Annotated in this window: 17 protein-coding genes; 9 read left to right on the top strand and 8 right to left on the bottom strand. The window is 71.9% G+C overall.

Annotation, left to right across the window (positions count from 1 at the left end):
• Positions 1-6 precede the first annotated feature (6 nt).
• The gene (locus ACZ3X1_RS30905) at positions 7-891 is read right to left on the bottom strand and encodes a helix-turn-helix domain-containing protein (protein WP_356814024.1); all 885 of its coding nucleotides are present in this window, start codon (positions 889-891) and stop codon (positions 7-9) included.
• A 196-nt stretch (positions 892-1087) separates the two neighbouring features.
• On the opposite strand from ACZ3X1_RS30905, the gene ACZ3X1_RS30900 reads away from it, so the two are divergent.
• The 8 genes from ACZ3X1_RS30900 (at position 1088) to ACZ3X1_RS30865 (ending at position 8235) form a co-directional block, all read left to right on the top strand.
• The gene (locus tag ACZ3X1_RS30900; RefSeq protein WP_356814022.1) at positions 1088-1537 is read left to right on the top strand and encodes an ATP-binding protein; all 450 of its coding nucleotides are present in this window, start codon (positions 1088-1090) and stop codon (positions 1535-1537) included.
• 303 nt (positions 1538-1840) lie between these two features.
• Positions 1841-2143, top strand: coding sequence for an urease subunit gamma (locus ACZ3X1_RS30895; RefSeq protein ID WP_030660405.1), 303 nt, complete (start codon positions 1841-1843; stop codon positions 2141-2143).
• A gap of 15 nt (positions 2144-2158) precedes the next feature.
• Positions 2159-2470: an urease subunit beta gene (locus tag ACZ3X1_RS30890; RefSeq protein WP_030660408.1), complete on the top strand. Its 312-nt coding sequence runs from the start codon at positions 2159-2161 to the stop codon at positions 2468-2470.
• Positions 2463-4184, top strand: coding sequence for an urease subunit alpha (locus tag ACZ3X1_RS30885; protein ID WP_356814021.1), 1722 nt, complete (start codon positions 2463-2465; stop codon positions 4182-4184). Before ACZ3X1_RS30890 ends, ACZ3X1_RS30885 begins: the two co-directional genes overlap by 8 nt.
• Positions 4185-4198: 14 nt before the next feature.
• Entirely contained in the window at positions 4199-4873 is a 675-nt protein-coding gene (locus ACZ3X1_RS30880) for an urease accessory protein UreF (RefSeq protein ID WP_356814020.1), read from the top strand.
• A gap of 37 nt (positions 4874-4910) precedes the next feature.
• Complete coding sequence (gene ureG / locus ACZ3X1_RS30875) at positions 4911-5606, top strand: urease accessory protein UreG (protein ID WP_356814019.1); 696 nt, start codon at positions 4911-4913, stop codon at positions 5604-5606.
• Positions 5603-6391, top strand: coding sequence for an urease accessory protein UreD (locus tag ACZ3X1_RS30870; RefSeq protein ID WP_467281946.1), 789 nt, complete (start codon positions 5603-5605; stop codon positions 6389-6391). Before ureG ends, ACZ3X1_RS30870 begins: the two co-directional genes overlap by 4 nt.
• 182 nt (positions 6392-6573) lie before the next feature.
• Positions 6574-8235: an alpha/beta hydrolase gene (locus ACZ3X1_RS30865; protein WP_362630257.1), complete on the top strand. Its 1662-nt coding sequence runs from the start codon at positions 6574-6576 to the stop codon at positions 8233-8235.
• Positions 8236-8290: 55 nt separating this feature from the next.
• Here the strand turns inward: ACZ3X1_RS30865 and ACZ3X1_RS30860 are convergent, their stop codons facing one another.
• From ACZ3X1_RS30860 to ACZ3X1_RS30835, 6 genes are all read right to left on the bottom strand, one after another.
• Positions 8291-9001 carry a lysophospholipid acyltransferase family protein gene (locus ACZ3X1_RS30860; RefSeq protein WP_467281944.1) on the bottom strand — a complete coding sequence of 237 codons (711 nt, stop codon included), beginning with the start codon at positions 8999-9001 and terminating at the stop codon, positions 8291-8293.
• An 84-nt stretch (positions 9002-9085) separates the two neighbouring features.
• Positions 9086-9244, bottom strand: coding sequence for a hypothetical protein (locus tag ACZ3X1_RS30855; RefSeq protein ID WP_037929045.1), 159 nt, complete (start codon positions 9242-9244; stop codon positions 9086-9088).
• 32 nt (positions 9245-9276) lie between these two features.
• Complete coding sequence (locus ACZ3X1_RS30850; protein WP_356814015.1) at positions 9277-10233, bottom strand: cytochrome c oxidase assembly protein; 957 nt, start codon at positions 10231-10233, stop codon at positions 9277-9279.
• Positions 10234-10347: 114 nt separating this feature from the next.
• Positions 10348-11373 (bottom strand): 6-phosphofructokinase, encoded by a 1026-nt coding sequence (locus ACZ3X1_RS30845; protein WP_356814014.1) that lies wholly within the window; start codon positions 11371-11373, stop codon positions 10348-10350.
• Positions 11374-11588: 215 nt separating this feature from the next.
• On the bottom strand, positions 11589-12317 hold the full coding sequence (locus tag ACZ3X1_RS30840; protein WP_356814013.1) for a type 1 glutamine amidotransferase: 729 nt from the start codon (positions 12315-12317) through the stop codon (positions 11589-11591).
• Between the two features lie 28 nt (positions 12318-12345).
• Positions 12346-13584 (bottom strand): MurT ligase domain-containing protein, encoded by a 1239-nt coding sequence (locus ACZ3X1_RS30835; protein ID WP_030029096.1) that lies wholly within the window; start codon positions 13582-13584, stop codon positions 12346-12348.
• Positions 13585-13707: 123 nt separating this feature from the next.
• Here ACZ3X1_RS30835 and def point away from each other — a divergent pair, with 123 nt between their 5' ends.
• The gene (def, locus tag ACZ3X1_RS30830; RefSeq protein WP_356814012.1) at positions 13708-14262 is read left to right on the top strand and encodes a peptide deformylase; all 555 of its coding nucleotides are present in this window, start codon (positions 13708-13710) and stop codon (positions 14260-14262) included.
• 232 nt (positions 14263-14494) lie between these two features.
• On the opposite strand, the gene ACZ3X1_RS30825 is transcribed toward def, so the two are convergent.
• Entirely contained in the window at positions 14495-15139 is a 645-nt protein-coding gene (locus ACZ3X1_RS30825) for a TetR/AcrR family transcriptional regulator (RefSeq protein WP_356814011.1), read from the bottom strand.
• Between the last annotated feature and the right edge of the window lie 27 nt (positions 15140-15166).

Below are 15166 nucleotides of genomic sequence, written 5' to 3'. Positions count from 1 at the left end.
CCTCCTCTACGCGTCGTCAGCGAGTGAGCTGATGAGTTCCGACGAGTCCTGGGGCGGGAGGGCGTGCGCCTGGATGGTGCGGAACGCGGCGCCGTACGCTTCTAGGTCTTCCTTCCGCTCCAGATAGAGGCTACTCGTCAAATGGTCGAGTACCACCACATCCAGATCGGCGATGTTCGTAAATGAGAAAATAACGAACGGTCCGGTGAGGCCGAGATGCCCGCCCACGCTGAACGGCAGTACCTGGAGGCTCACTTGGGGGAGCCGCGCCACGCCGGCCAGGTGCCGCAGCTGCTCCGCCATCACCCGGGGCCCGCCGATCTGCCGGCGCAGCACCGCCTCGTCCAGCACCGCGCTCAGCTCCAGCGGCGGATCGGCCCGCAGCACCGACTGCCGGGCCAGCCGTACGTCGACCAGCGCGTCCACCTTCGGTTCCGGAAGCCCGCCCAGCGCCGCCCGGGTCACGGCCCGCGCGTAATCGGGGGTCTGCAACAGCCCCGGCACCACGGACAGTTCCACCGTACGGGCCGACCGGGCCCCCGCCTCCAGGCTGATGAAGTCCCGGTACTCCTGCGGCAGCAGCCCCCGGTAGTCGTGCCACCACTGGCGCCCCCGCCCGGTGTCGCCGCCCGGCCCGGGACCGGCGGCGGAGGCCGAGAGGGCCTCCAGGAGCGCCCGCTGCTCCGGGCTCACGAACTCCCCGTAGGCGTCGAGGAGCAGCCGGATGTCCTGCGGTTTCACGCCACTGCGGCCCGTCTCGATACGGCTGATTTTCGACTGGTGCCATCCCACGATCCGGGCGGCCTCACCACTGGTGAGACCGGACCGGTCACGCAGGGCACGCAGTTCCTCGCCGAGCTTGCGCCGACGCACCGCGGGACCGTGCTGCACACCCGCCTCCTTCCACCGGCACAGCTCGCACCAGTCTGCCGTCCAAATACGCTCTTCCGTAGCAGAGTTCACCGCATCGGGCGACAGATATATGCATATCTTTGGGGAAAGGCTGATGTGGCGGCACGATGGGTGGCACTCTGGCGTCCAGCACAGATCCGGGGCTTTTCCGCTCCGGTGGGAAAGGGACGTCGCCATGGCAGACCACCAGGAAGCATCCGTCACTCTGCCGAGCGATCCCGCCTCGGTGGCCGCTGCCCGGCGCTTTGTCGCGGAGGTGCTGGGGGAGTGGGGACTGCCCGATGACGCCGAGACCGCCGACAGCGTCCGGCTGATCGTCTCGGAACTCGCCACCAACGCCGTACAGCACACTTTCGGCCAGTCGCCCACCTTCACCGTCGACATCCGTCTGGAGCGCGAGGAGTGGCTCCGGGTCGGGGTGACCGACAGTCACCCGCGCTGGCCCCGGCGGCTTCCCGCCGCCGTCCAGCAGGACAACGGCCGGGGCATGGTCATCATCCGCTGGCTCGCCGCGGAGGCGGGCGGCAGGCTCTCGGTCACGCCCACCGAGGACGGCGGCAAGACCGTGTGGATCGCGCTGCCCTGGACCGTGGGGGCACCGGCCGCGGCCGCCGGGGGCTGCTGACCGCGGACGCGCCGCGATCCGTATACGGAAGTCGGAGCCGGCGGGCCGCGGGCCTGAACCGGGTGCCTTCCCGAAACGTGGGTTAACCCGGTGGAAAAGTGCCGCCCTTAACGTGACGGTCACGTGCGACCACCAATGATCACCCATGAGCCGGCAAAGCTGCGGTGGGCGGAACGGAAAGCCTTCCCCTGCGTTGGGCAAGAGACGCTTGGGTCGGAAACGTGCAGGTCAACAAAGTGTTGAGGGCCGCTAGGGCCGCCTCGGCGCGAAGTCGATCTCGTCCCGGAAGCTTGGTGAATACGAGTGCAACTGACACCGCACGAACAGGAGCGACTGCTCATCCACGTGGCCGCGGACGTGGCCGAGAAGCGGAGGGCGCGCGGAGTACGCCTCAACCACCCCGAGGCGGTGGCGCTGATCACCTCGCACATCCTCGAAGGCGCCCGCGACGGCCGGACGGTGGCCGAGCTGATGGCCTCCGGCCGCACCGTGCTGAGCCGGGCGGACGTCATGGAGGGGATCCCCGAGATGATCCACGACGTGCAGGTCGAGGCGACCTTCCCGGACGGCACCAAACTCGTCACGGTCCACGACCCCATCGTCTGACAAGGAGCACCTCCCATGATCCCCGGCGAAATCGCCTTCGGGGAGGGCCCGGTACTCCTCAACGAGGGCCGCCCCGTCACCCGTCTCACCGTGCTCAACTCCGCCGACCGTCCCGTCCAGGTCGGCTCCCACTACCACTTCGCCGAAGCCAACCCCGGCCTCGACTTCGACCGCGCCGCGGCCCACGGGCTCCGGCTCAACATCGCCGCCGGCACGGCCGTCCGCTTCGAGCCGGGCATTCCGGCGTCGGTGGAACTGGTCCCGCTCGCCGGCCTGCGGACCGTACCCGGACTGCGCGGGGAGACCGGAGGACCGCTCGATGGCTGAGATCTCCCGCCAGGTGTACGCCGACCTCTTCGGACCGACGGCCGGGGACCGGATCCGGCTCGCCGACACCGACCTCTTCGTCGAGATCGAGCAGGACCTCGGCGGCGGCCCCGGCCGCTCCGGCGACGAAGCCGTCTTCGGCGGCGGCAAGGTCATCCGCGAGTCCATGGGCCAGGCCCGCACCACCCGGGCCGAAGGCGCACCCGACACCGTGATCACCGGAGTGGTGGTCCTCGACCACTGGGGCATCGTCAAGGCCGACCTCGGCATCCGCGACGGCCGGATCTGCGGCATCGGCAAGGCCGGCAACCCCGACACCATGGACGGCGTCGACCCCGCACTCGTCATCGGCCCCGAGACCGAGATCATCGCGGGCAACGGGAAGATCGTCACCGCCGGCGCCATCGACGCCCACGTGCACTTCATCTCCCCGACGGTCATCGACGAGGCCCTCGCCTCCGGCATCACCACCCTGGTCGGCGGCGGCACCGGACCCGCCGAGGGCACCAAGGCCACCACCGTCACCCCCGGGCCCTGGCACCTCGCCCGGATGTTCGCGGCGCTGGAGGCCCACCCGGTCAACATCGGCCTCCTCGGCAAGGGCAACACCACCTCCCGCGAGGCCATGCACTCCCAACTGCGCGGCGGCGCCCTCGGATTCAAGATCCACGAGGACTGGGGCGCCACCCCCGCCGCCATCGACGCCTGCCTGAGCGTCTGCGACGAGACCGGCGCCCAGGTCGCCATCCACACCGACACGCTCAACGAGGCCGGCTTCGTCGCCGACACCCTCGCGGCCATCGCCGGGCGGACCATCCACTCGTACCACACCGAGGGCGCCGGCGGCGGGCACGCACCCGACATCATCACTGTGGTCTCCGAGCCGAACATCCTGCCCAGTTCCACCAACCCCACCCGGCCGCACACCGTCAACACCGTCGAGGAGCACCTCGACATGCTGATGGTCTGCCACCACCTCAACCCGGCCGTCCCCGAGGACCTCGCCTTCGCCGAATCCCGCATCCGGCCCTCGACGATCGCCGCCGAGGACGTCCTGCACGACCTCGGCGCCATCTCCATCATCTCCTCCGACTCCCAGGCCATGGGCCGCGTCGGCGAGGTGGTGCTGCGCACCTGGCAGACCGCCCACGTGATGAAGCGGCGGCGCGGCTTCCTCCCCGGCGACGGACCCGCCGACAACCACCGGGCCCGCCGCTACGTCGCCAAATACACGATCAACCCCGCCGTGGCCCAGGGCATCGCCCGCGACGTCGGCTCGATCGAGACCGGCAAGCTCGCCGACCTGGTGCTGTGGAACCCCGCCTTCTTCGGGGTCAAGCCCGAACTCGTCATCAAGGGCGGTCAGATCGCCTACGCGCAGATGGGCGACGCCAACGCCTCCATCCCCACCCCGCAGCCCGTGCTGCCCCGGCCGATGTTCGGCAGCCACGGCCGCGCGCCCGGCCTGAACTCGCTGAACTTCACCGCCCAGGCGGCACTCGACGACGGCCTGCCCGAACGGCTCGGACTCGACAAGCGGTTCACCGCCATCGAGACCACGCGGAAGGTGACCAAGGCGGACATGCGCAACAACGACGCCATGCCGCGGGTCGAGGTCGACGCCGACACCTTCACCGTCACCATCGACGGCGAGGCGGTGGAGCCCGCGCCCGCCGCGGAACTTCCCATGGCCCAGCGCTACTTCCTCTTCTGATGGGGCCCCGCCACATGAGCCTCGCCGCGCTGCTCGTCCTCGCGGACGGCCGCTTCCCCGCCGGGGGCCACGCCCACTCCGGCGGAGCCGAGGCCGCCTGCAAGGCGGGCCGGATCCACGACGCGGCCACCCTGGAGGACTTCTGCCGGGGCCGGCTGCACACCGCCGGGCTCACCGCGGCGGCCCTCGCCGCCGCGGCCGCCCTCGGCCTCGACCCGGCCGTACTCGACGCCGCGGCCGACGCCCGCACCCCGTCGCCCGCGCTGCGCACCGCGGCGCGGCGACTGGGCCGCCAGCTGCTGCGGGCCGCACGGGCCACCTGGCCCGACCCCGGCCTGGAGCAGCTCGCCGCCGCCTTCCCGCGCGGCGCCCACCAGCCCCTGGTGCTCGGTCTGACCGCCCGGGCGGCCGGGCTCGGGCCGCTCGACGCCGCGCACGTGGCGGCGTACGAGAGCGTCGGCGGACCGGCGACCGCCACCGTGCGGCTGCTCGGCCTCGACCCCTTCGAGGCGAGCGGGGTACTGGCCCGGCTCGCCCCCGAGCTCGACTCCGTCGCGGCCCGGGCCGCCGAGGCCGCGCACCGGGCACTGCTGGACGGGACCGAGGCCCTGCCCGCGGCCTCCTCGCCCCTGCTGGAGATCGCGGCCGAGGTGCACGCCGGCTGGCCGGTACGCCTGTTCGCCTCCTGACCACGCCACCGCACCCCTTCGACCCCCGGGAGCACCCATGCACCTCGACCACGCCGTCGCGCAGCCCCACCGGCACACCCACAGCGCCGCACCGCTGCGCGCCGACGGCACCCGGCGCGCCCTGCGCATCGGACTCGGCGGACCCGTCGGCTCCGGCAAGACCGCCACCGTCGCCGCCCTGTGCCGCGCCCTGCGCACCGACCTGTCCATGGCGGTGGTCACCAACGACATCTACACCCGCGAGGACGCCGAGTTCCTGCTCCGCGAGGCGGTCCTGCCGCCCGAGCGGATCGCAGCGGTCGAGACCGGGGCCTGCCCGCACACCGCCATCCGCGACGACATCTCCGCCAACCTGGAAGCCGTCGAGGAACTGGAGGACGCCTTCCGCGAGCACGCCCCGCTCGACCTGATCCTCGTCGAGTCCGGCGGGGACAACCTCACCGCCACCTTCTCCCGGGGCCTCGTCGACGCCCAGATCTTCGTCATCGACGTGGCCGGCGGCGACGACATCCCCCGCAAGGGCGGCCCCGGCGTCACCACCGCCGACCTCCTCATCGTCAACAAGACCGACCTCGCCCCCCACGTCGGCTCCGACCTCGGCCGGATGGCCCGCGACGCGGCCGAGCAGCGCGGTGAACTGCCCGTCGCCTTCCAGTCGCTGCGCGGCCCCGAGGGCGTGGCCCCGGTCGCCGACTGGGTGCGCGGGCGGATCGCCGCCTGGAGCGTGCGGTGACCACCGCGCCGCCCGTCCCCCCGCCCGCGACGGGAGTGCGGGCCACCGCCCGCATCCACGCCGTGGCCGACGGGCGGGGCGGGACCGCCCTGCCCCTGCTCGCCGGGGAGGGCCCGCTCGCCCTGCGCCGCACCCGCGGCCGGGAGGCGGAGGAGGCCGGGGTCGTGCTCGTCGGCGCGATGAGCGCCCCGCTCGGCGGCGACCACCTCACCGTCCGCGCCACCGCCGGGCCCGGCGCCCGCCTGGCCCTGGCCTCGGCGGCGGCCACCCTGGCCCTGCCCGGCCGGGCCGGCGAGCCCGCCCGCTACGACGTGGAGCTGGACCTGGAGGACGGGGCCTCGGTGCGGTGGCTGCCGGAGCCGCTCGTTTCGGTGCGCGGCAGCGACCTGCGGGTGCGCACCCGCGTCCGGCTCGCGCCCACCGCACGCCTGATGCTGCGCGAGGAACAGGTGCTGGGACGCCACGGAGAACCGCCCGGTCTGCTGAGCAGCCGCCTCACCGTCACCCGCGGCGGCCGGCCGCTGCTGGACCAGGAGCTGGCCTGCGGCCCCGGCGCACCCGGGGGCTGGGACGGGCCGGCCGGACTGGGCGGACACCGGGCCGTCGGCCAACTCCTCGTGGTGGACCCGGCGTTCGCGCAGGACCCGCCACCGGCCGCGGTGCTGGGGGAGTGCGCCGTCGCGACTCCGCTGGCCGGGCCCGCCGTCCTCGTGACGGCCCTGGCCGGGGACGCCCTCCGGCTGCGCGAGGTGCTCGACGCGGCCTGCCGTACCTACGGCCGCTGAACGCGGGGACGAATCGGGCACCGCTCAGCGGTACACGCCTGTCCGGTTATCGGGTTGGCAAAGAAGTCCGCTCCACCCTGTCGCCGGGGCGGGCCCAGACGTCAGGATCCCCCTGCACGCCGACGACCGAAGCGGCCAACCCGGCCGCCCACGGCGGGATCTGACGCAGGGGGAACAACCACGTGATACGCAACGCGGCGCTGGGGAGCGCCGCCACACTGATCACCGGCACGCTGGCCGCGGGCCTGCTGCTCGCTCCGCCGGCCGCCGCGGCGCCGGCCGACCGGGAATTCCGGCTCCCGGAGTCGCTGGGCGTGCAGATCGCCGCCGCGCGCGCTTCCCGTACCGGGATCGAATGGAAGGACTGCCCGGCGGACTGGGGCCTGGAGAAGCCCATCCAGTGCGGCTGGGTGAAGGTCCCGCTGGACTACGCGAAGCCCTACGGCAAGACCATCGACATCGCCGTCGACCGGATCGGCAGCACGGGCACCAAGGAGGAGCGCCAAGGCGCCCTCGTGTACAACCCCGGCGGCCCCGGCGGTTCCGGCATGCGCTTCCCGCGCCGGGTCACCACCAAGAGCCCGCTGTGGGTCAACGCCTCCAAGGCCTACGACTTCGTCGGCTTCGACCCGCGCGGTGTCGGCCGTTCCGCGCCCATCTCCTGCATCGACCCGCAGGAGTTCGTGAAGGCCCCCAAGGCCGACCCGGTCCCGGACAGCGAGGCCGACAAGCGCGCCCAGCGCAAGCTCGCCGCCGAGTACGCGGACGGCTGCAAGGAGCGCAGCGGCGAGATGCTGCCGCACATGACCACGCCGAACACCGCGCGCGACCTCGACGTCGTCCGGGCCGCGCTCGGCGAGAAGAAGCTGAACTACCTCGGCGTCTCCTACGGCACCTACCTGGGCGGGGTCTACGCGACCCTCTTCCCGACCCACGTGCGCCGCATGATCGTCGACAGCGTGGTGGACCCGTCGCAGGACAACATCTGGTACGAGGCCAACCTCGGCCAGGACGTCGCCTTCCAGACGCGCTGGAACGACTGGCAGGACTGGGTCGCCAAGAACGACGCCGTCTTCCACCTCGGCGACACCCGCGCGAAGGTCGACGCCAAGTGGCAGGAGCTGCGCGGCAAGGCCAAGGCCGACCCGCTCGGCGGGATCGTCGGCCCGGCCGAGCTCATCGGCTTCTTCCAGAGCGCCCCGTACTACGACTCCTCCTGGGTGCCCGTCGCCCAGACCTTCGCGGCCTGGGCGGCCGGCGACGAGCAGGCGCTCATCGACGCCATCGCCCCGGACATGTCGGACACCAAGGGCAACGCGGCGTCGGAGAACAGCAACGCCGTCTACACCGCCGTCGAGTGCGCCGACGCGAAGTGGCCCACCAGCTGGTCCAAGTGGGACCGCGACAACACCAAGCTGCACGAGAAGTACCCGTTCCTGACCTGGTCGAACGCGTGGATGAACCTGCCGTGCGCGACCTGGAGGGCAAAGCAGAGCACCCCGATCGAGGTCGGGGCCGAGCGCGGTCTGCCGCCGGTCCTGATCGTCCAGTCCGAGCGGGACGCGGCCACCCCCTACAAGGGCGCGGTCGAGCTGCACCGCCGCCTCGCCGGCTCGCGGCTGATCACCGAGCAGAACGCCGGCTCGCACGGTGTCACCAGCCTGGTGAACGGTTGCATCAACACGCGGGTGGACACCTACCTGCTGACCGGCAAGGTGGACGCCAAGGACGTGACGTGCGCCCCGCACGCCACTCCGGTGGCCCCGGCCGCGGCGGCCGCCCGCGCGCTGGACGCCGCTGCGGCCGGACTCCCGGCGCGCGAGGAGCTCCCCGCCGTCCGCTGAGGCCGCGGACGGGGAAGCGGGCAGCCCCCGCGTGACCCGTGAAGCGGGAGAAGGCTCAGCGCGTCGTGCGCCGGGCCTTCTTCCGCGCTTCCTCCGCCTCGGCCTTGACCTCGGCCGCGTACCGGTCGACGTACTCCTGCCCGGACAGGCCGAGGATCGCGTACATGATCTCGTCGGTGACCGCCCGCAGGACGGCGCGCTCGCCCTCCATCCCGGCGTACCGGGAGAAGTCCAGCGGCTCGCCGAACCGGATCGTCACCCGCCGGATGTTCGGGAGCTTCTGCCCGGGCGGCTGGATCTCGAAGGTGCCCACCATCGCGCAGGGCACGACCGGCACCCCGGCGCCGAGAGCCATGGCGGCCACGCCCACCTTGCCCTTGTAGAGCCGGCCGTCGTGCGAGCGGGTGCCCTCCGGGTAGATGCCCAGCAGCTCGCCCTTGGCCAGTACGCCCAGCCCTTCGCGCAGGGCCGCCCGGCCGGCGTTCTTGCCGGACCGGTCCACGGGGATCTGCCCGGCGCTGCGGAAGAACGCCGCCGTCAGCCTGCCCTTGATCCCGGGACCGGTGAAGTACTCGGCCTTCGCCAGGAAGGTGATCCGCCGGGCCAGGATCGCGGGCATCAGGAAGTGGTCGGAGAACGACAGGTGATTGCCCGCGACGATCGCGGCGCCCTCCGCCGGGATGTTCTCCAGCCCCTCGATCCGCGGCCGGAACAGCAGCCGCAGCAGGGGTCCGAGGAACACGTGCTTGAGCAAGTGGTAGAACACCAGGCCGCTCCTGTCGGTATCCCGTTGTCACGGCCAGTCTACGGACGGTGAGTCGCGGGATGGAGGGGGCGGTGGTGACCTTCCTCAGGTACTGCGCGAGGCGGCCATCCCCGCCGTCAGCAGCCCCAGGACCACCCAGCCGAACCACAGCCAGCCGTTGCTGCCGAGGACCACGGAGTACGTGGCGACGGCCACCAGTGCGGCGAAGGTCATGACTGCCATCGCCTTAACGGATCCGGTCATGCCCCATGGTGGCGCGCGGAGGCCGGGTTCCGCTACTGGCCACGCGCTTGGAGCGAGGCGAGATACGCGTTGTACGCCTCCAGCTCCTGGTCTCCGTCGCGGTCGGCGGCCCGGTCGGAGCGCTTCGCGGCCCGCTGTTCGGAGCGGTACCACTGGTAGATCAGGGCGATCAGGACCAGCACCGAGGGGATCTCGCTGAACGCCCAGGCGATGCCGCCGCCCCACTGCTGGTCGAGCAGCGGATCGATGCCGAGGGAAGCCGGCGGGTTCGCGTACGTCTTGATCATCGGCTGGCTCGCCATCATCAGGGCGATGCCGAAGAACGCGTGGAAGGGCATGCCCGCGAAGAGCTCCAGCATCCGCATGACGTAGCCCGGACGGTGCGGACCGGGGTCGATGCCCATGATCGGCCAGAAGAAGATCAGGCCGACCGCGAAGAAGTGGACCATCATCGCGATGTGCCCGGTGCGGCTCTCCATCAGAAAGTCGAAGAGCGGGGTGAAGTACAGCGCGTAGAGGCTCGCGATGAACATCGGGATCGTGAACGCCGGATGGGTGATCACCCTCATGTACCGGCTGTGCAGCAGCGCCAGCAGGAGCTCGCGCGGGCCCTTGCGGCCGCGGCCGGCGGGCGGCAGCGCGCGCAGCGCCAGCGTCACCGGGGCGCCCAGCAGCACCAGGATCGGGGTGATCATGCTGATCACCATGTGCTGGACCATGTGCACGCTGAACATGACCATGCCGTAGTCGTTCAGCTGGGTGCACATCACCAGGATCACGGTCAGCACGCCCGCGGTGAAGGCGATGGTCCGGCCCAGCGGCCAGGAGTCCCCGCGCCGGCGCAGCCGCAGCACGCCCCACCCGTACAGGGCGAGCCCCAACAGCGAGCCGAACAGGAAGAAGGCGTCGAAGGAGAACTCCAGCCCGCGCGCGAGAGTGAACGGCGGCAAGTCCATGTTCATGTCCATGCCGTGCCCGCTGTGATCCATCTTGTCCACTCCCTTGACTGTGCTGCCCCACCACAGTAGTGCCGCCCCCGTACGCTCGTGCGCGCGGGGGCGGCCCAGGACAAAAGGGGCGTCGAAAGGGGTGTCGGCGAAGCGTCAGAGGACCGTCTGGGCCTCGTCGTAGCGCTCGGCGGGGACCGTCTTCAGGGTCGAGGTCGCCTCGGCGAGCGGCACCATCACGATGTCCGTGCCGCGCAGCGCGGTCAGCATGCCGAACTGGCCCCGGTGCGCCGCCTCCACCGCGTGCCAGCCGAAACGGGTGGCGAGGACCCGGTCGTACGCCGTGGGCGTGCCGCCGCGCTGCACGTGGCCCAGGATCACCGGCCGGGCCTCCTTGCCCAGGCGGTTCTCCAGCTCGACGGCCAGCAGGTTGCCGATGCCGGCGAACCGCTCGTGGCCGTATATGTCCTTGCCGCGCTCCTCGAAGGCCATCGAGCCGGGCTTCGGCTTGGCGCCCTCGGCGACCACGACGATCGCGAACCGCTTGCCCGCCGAGAACCGCTCGCCGACGATCGCCGTCAGCTCGTCGATGTCGAAGGGGCGCTCCGGAACGACGATCGCGTGCGCGCCGGCCGCCATGCCGGAGTGCAGGGCGATCCACCCGGTGTGGCGGCCCATGACCTCGACGACCATCACGCGCTGGTGGGACTCGGCGGTGGTCTTCAGCCGGTCGAGCGCCTCCGTGGCGACCCCCACGGCGGTGTCGAAGCCGAAGGTGACGTCGGTGGAGGAGATGTCGTTGTCGATGGTCTTCGGGACGCCGACGATCGGCAGGCCGGCCTGGGAGAGCAGGTTCGCGGCCTTCAGGGTGCCCTCGCCGCCGATCGGGATGATCGCGTCGAGGCCGAGGTCCGCCACGTGCCCGCGGGCACGCTCGACACCGTCGCGCAGGTGCGCGGGCTGGACCCGGGAGGAACCGAGGATGGTGCCGCCGCGGGCGAGGATGCCGGCGACGGCATCGAGGTCCAGCTTGCGGTAGTCCGCCTCCAGCAGGCCCTTCCAGCCGTCGTGGAAGCCGATCACCTCGTCACCGTGGTCGACGACGGCGCGGTGCACGACGGAGCGGATGACGGCGTTGAGGCCGGGGCAGTCGCCACCGGAAGTGAGCACACCTATGCGCATGGCAGAAGAGACCTTTGCAACGTGGGCCGACGACCGGACCACGTCGTCCGGTTGGAACTACGGCCACCCTACAAGCGGTTTGGAGGTGCGCTGAACCATCCTCCACATGCTGGTCGTGATCGTCGTACAAACCGACATCGGCCCGGTTCTCCCTAGGGAAAACCGGGCCGAACACATGATGCGGGGGCCGCCCCGATGAGCGGTCCGCGAGGGTGCTAGGCGGGCTGCGTCGCCGCCGCGATGCGCTCCGCGCGCAGCGCCTCGTACCACCGGTCGTCTATGGCCGGGAGCGCGTTCACGTCGAGGGCCAGCTTCAGCAGCAGGTCCGCGATCTGCGGGTTGCGGGCCATCACGGGACCGTGCATGTAGGTGCCGAACACCGTGTCGTTGTACGCGCCTTCGGTGCCGTCGCCGGTGCCGTTGCCGCGGCCCATGGTCACCCGGGCGAACGGCTTCGCCGTCGGGCCGAGGTGCGTGATGCCCTGGTGGTTCTCGAAGCCCGTCAGCTGCGGCAGGCCCAGGCGCGGGTCGATGTCGCCGAGGACGTCGCCGACGCACCGCTCGCCCTCGCCGCGCACGGTGACGACGTCCAGCAGGCCGAGGCCCTCCTGGCGCTGCCCCTGGTCGTTGACGAACTCCTTGCCGAGGATCTGGTAGCCGGCGCAGACGGAGAAGACGATCGCCCCGTTCGAGACGGCCCGCTCCAGACCGCCGTCGCGCAGCAGCCGCTCCGCGGCCAGGCGCTGCGGACGGTCCTCACCGCCGCCGATCAGGTAGATGTCGCCCGAGGTGGGGATGGGCTGGTCGCTGCGCACGTCCACGCGCTGCACGTCCAGGCCGCGCTGACGGGCCCGGCGCTCCACGACGAGGGCGTTGCCCTGGTCTCCGTACGTGCTGAGCAGGTCGGGGTAGACCCACACCAGACGCAGGCTGTTGTCGCTCATGCTCTTGTGTCCTCTGGGGGTACGAGTACTAGTTGCCGACGCGGCGGCGCACGTCCTGGAAGGCGGTGTAGTTGGCGATCAGCTCGATCTGTCCGGGCGGCGCGAGCTGCACGGCCTCGTCGAGGGTCTCGCACACCCGGAAGTCCAGGCCCGCGACCTCCAGGCGGACCGCCAGGTCCAGCTTGCGGTCGCCGATCACGAAGATCGGGTGGCCGGCCAGGCGCGGGTAGTCGACGTCCCAGAGCCAGGAGGTGTCGGTTCCGTCGGCGCCGCGCGCGTTCACGGAGAGGATCACCGGGGTCGGCGGCGGGTCGATCAGCGAAAACGTTTCGAGCCAGCCCGCCGGGTTCTTCGCGAGCAGGAGCCGCAGCTCACGGCCCTGGAAGTTGACCACGTCGTAGCGGCCGGCGACGGCCTGCACCTGGTACATCCGCTCCAGCGCGACCTGCGGCGGGACGCCGAAGACGGCGGCCACGGCGGCCGAGGTGGCGGCGTTGGCCTTGTTGGCGCGGCCCGGCAGCTGGAGGTGGATCGGCCAGGCCGAGCCGTGCGGGTCCAGCACGTGGTCCCCGGAGAGCACCCAGGTCGGGGTCGGGCGCCGGAAGCCGCACTCGCCGCAGAACCAGTCGTCGCCCGGGCGCTGCATGACACCGCCGCAGGAGGGGCACGACCAGGCGTCGTCCTTCCATTCCTGGCCGGCCGCGACCCACACCACGTTCTGGGAGGAGGAGGCGGACCAGACGATCAGCGGGTCGTCGCAGTTCGCGACGATGACCGCCTTGGAGCCCTGGAGGCCCTCACGCCACTTCTCCGCGAGCATGCGGGTCTCGGCAGCGCGGTCCAGCTGGTCCCGGGAGAGGTTGAGCAGGGCGATCACCTTGGGGGTGACGTCCCGGGCCACTCCGGCGAGGTACTTCTCGTCGACCTCGATGACGCCGTACTTGGCGTCGGAGCCGCCCGCGAGGGCCGAGGTGATGCCCGCCGGCATGTTGGCGCCGAGGGCGTTGGAGACGACCGGTCCGCTGGCCCGCAGGGCCTCGGCGATCAGCCGGGTCGTCGTGGTCTTGCCGTTCGTCGCGGAGACGAGGACGACGTCGAGATGTTGCGCCAGCGCGCCGAGAAGATCGGGGTCGAGCCTGAGTGCGACCTTGCCGCCGATCACCGATCCGCTTCCGCGTCCCGCGGCCCGCGACACCGCCGCCGCGGCCTTGCCCGCCGTCACGGCCAGCTTGGCCCGCGGCGAAAGCGGCTCCGTGTTGCCTGCCATCGTCCCTTGTCCTCCTAGCGTCGGTCGGCCCCAGCCTATCCAGTACCGGCCGGAGCCTTGACCGCGGCGCCCCCGCCCCGCCGCGGATCTCCTCATACAGTCGCCCGTCGTAGGCTTGCGGCCATGCGACAGCGCCTCATCCCCGGTACCACCGGCCTCGTCCGCACCATGAGCCTGCTGGGTGATCCGGTGCTCCACTCGCCCTGCCCGGAGGTCACCGAATTCGGGCCGGACCTCGACCGGCTCATCGAGGACATGTTCGCGACGATGTACGCCGCCGAGGGCGTCGGCCTGGCCGCGAACCAGATCGGCGTCGCCCAGCGGGTGTTCGTCTACGACTGCCCCGATGACGAAGACGTACGACACGTCGGGCACGTCGTCAACCCCCGTCTGGTGACGGCCGACGGGGACGAGTTCCTCGGGCCCGAGGGCTGCCTGTCCCTGCCGGGGCTGGAGGCGGGCACGGTCCGCTTCGACCACGCGGTCGTGGAGGGGGTCACGTCGGACGGCGCCCCCGTGCGGATCGCCGGTACGGGCTTCTTCGCGCGCTGCCTCCAGCACGAGTGCGACCACCTCGACGGGACGGTGTACGCGGACCGCGTGACGGGGGTGAGGGCCCGGCGCCTTCGGCGGGCGATCCGCAAGGCCCCGTGGGGCCCCGGCGCGTCGCGCGGCTGAGGGCTGTCCCGTAATCCCCGGTGGATCAGCGCGCGGCGTCAGACGCGGTGCATCGCAAGGCGGAGGAGCGTGCTGGTACTGGGCGTATCCGGGCGTTCCGACAACGCGGCGAGGTGCCGTGGCTGTCGTCGTGCGCCCGCCGGGGATCACGGGACAGCCCTTAGCGGAGCCCTCCCGCCACCGGGCCGCGCCCGCCTCTTTTGCGGGCTGAAGGGTGGCGCAGCCCGAAGGGTCAGAAGCCGGGGCCGTTTTCGCGGTTGCCGGCGGTGGCGAGGCGGCCCCAGAGGAGGTCGGTGAGGCCCGCGACCAGGTCCGCGCGTGCGCAGGGGCGTTCGCCCAGCCACCAGTCGCCGGCCGCGTGCATCATGCCGACGATGCCGTGGCCCCAGACCCGGGCCAGCTGTTCTCCGCCGGGGCCGAGGTCGACGCGCTCGCTGATCACCTGGGCCAGCTCCTCGCCGAGCCTGCGCAGCAGCGGCGCCGAGTGCAGGCCGACGTCGAAGCCGCGCTCGGCCGTGTGGGAGTCCTCGGCCGGGTGCATCAGGAAGCGGTAGACCTGCGGTCGGGCCTCGATGGCGGCCAGGTAGGTGTCGAGGGTCGCCTCCACCCGCCGGCGGCGTTCGGCGGGGGCGTCGAGCGCGGCCCGCAGCGAGCCGAGCAGGGCGTCGGTGTGCCGGACGGCGAGCGCCTGGTAGAGGCCCGCCTTGTCCCCGAAGTGCCGGTAGAGGATGGGTTTGGTGATGCCGGCCTCGGCCGCGATGGCGTTCATGGAGGCTTTGGGGCCGTCCCTGAGCACGACCCGGTCGGCGGCTTCGAGCAGCTCCCGCCGGCGGCGTTCGGCCGCTCCCGGTTCGCCGGTCTGCTGCGTGGTCTCCATGACGTGTTCTCTCCCCGCCCTTGCGAT

This window comes from Streptomyces sp. NPDC023541 (genome assembly GCF_055559995.1).
The sequence above is the reverse complement of the archived record's forward strand: the minus strand, read 5'-3'. Positions and strand labels throughout refer to the sequence as shown.

Coding starts and splice junctions, on each gene's coding strand:
- ACZ3X1_RS30900 (WP_356814022.1), top strand. CDS start 1,088: ATGGCAGACCACCAGGAAGCATCCGTCACTCTGCCGAGCGATCCCGCC.
- ACZ3X1_RS30890 (WP_030660408.1), top strand. CDS start 2,159: ATGATCCCCGGCGAAATCGCCTTCGGGGAGGGCCCGGTACTCCTCAAC.
- ACZ3X1_RS30885 (WP_356814021.1), top strand. CDS start 2,463: ATGGCTGAGATCTCCCGCCAGGTGTACGCCGACCTCTTCGGACCGACG.
- ACZ3X1_RS30880 (WP_356814020.1), top strand. CDS start 4,199: ATGAGCCTCGCCGCGCTGCTCGTCCTCGCGGACGGCCGCTTCCCCGCC.
- ureG (WP_356814019.1), top strand. CDS start 4,911: ATGCACCTCGACCACGCCGTCGCGCAGCCCCACCGGCACACCCACAGC.
- ACZ3X1_RS30855 (WP_037929045.1), bottom strand. CDS start 9,244: ATGACCGGATCCGTTAAGGCGATGGCAGTCATGACCTTCGCCGCACTG.
- ACZ3X1_RS30850 (WP_356814015.1), bottom strand. CDS start 10,233: ATGGATCACAGCGGGCACGGCATGGACATGAACATGGACTTGCCGCCG.
- ACZ3X1_RS30845 (WP_356814014.1), bottom strand. CDS start 11,373: ATGCGCATAGGTGTGCTCACTTCCGGTGGCGACTGCCCCGGCCTCAAC.
- ACZ3X1_RS30840 (WP_356814013.1), bottom strand. CDS start 12,317: ATGAGCGACAACAGCCTGCGTCTGGTGTGGGTCTACCCCGACCTGCTC.
- ACZ3X1_RS30835 (WP_030029096.1), bottom strand. CDS start 13,584: ATGGCAGGCAACACGGAGCCGCTTTCGCCGCGGGCCAAGCTGGCCGTG.
- def (WP_356814012.1), top strand. CDS start 13,708: ATGCGACAGCGCCTCATCCCCGGTACCACCGGCCTCGTCCGCACCATG.
- ACZ3X1_RS30825 (WP_356814011.1), bottom strand. CDS start 15,139: ATGGAGACCACGCAGCAGACCGGCGAACCGGGAGCGGCCGAACGCCGC.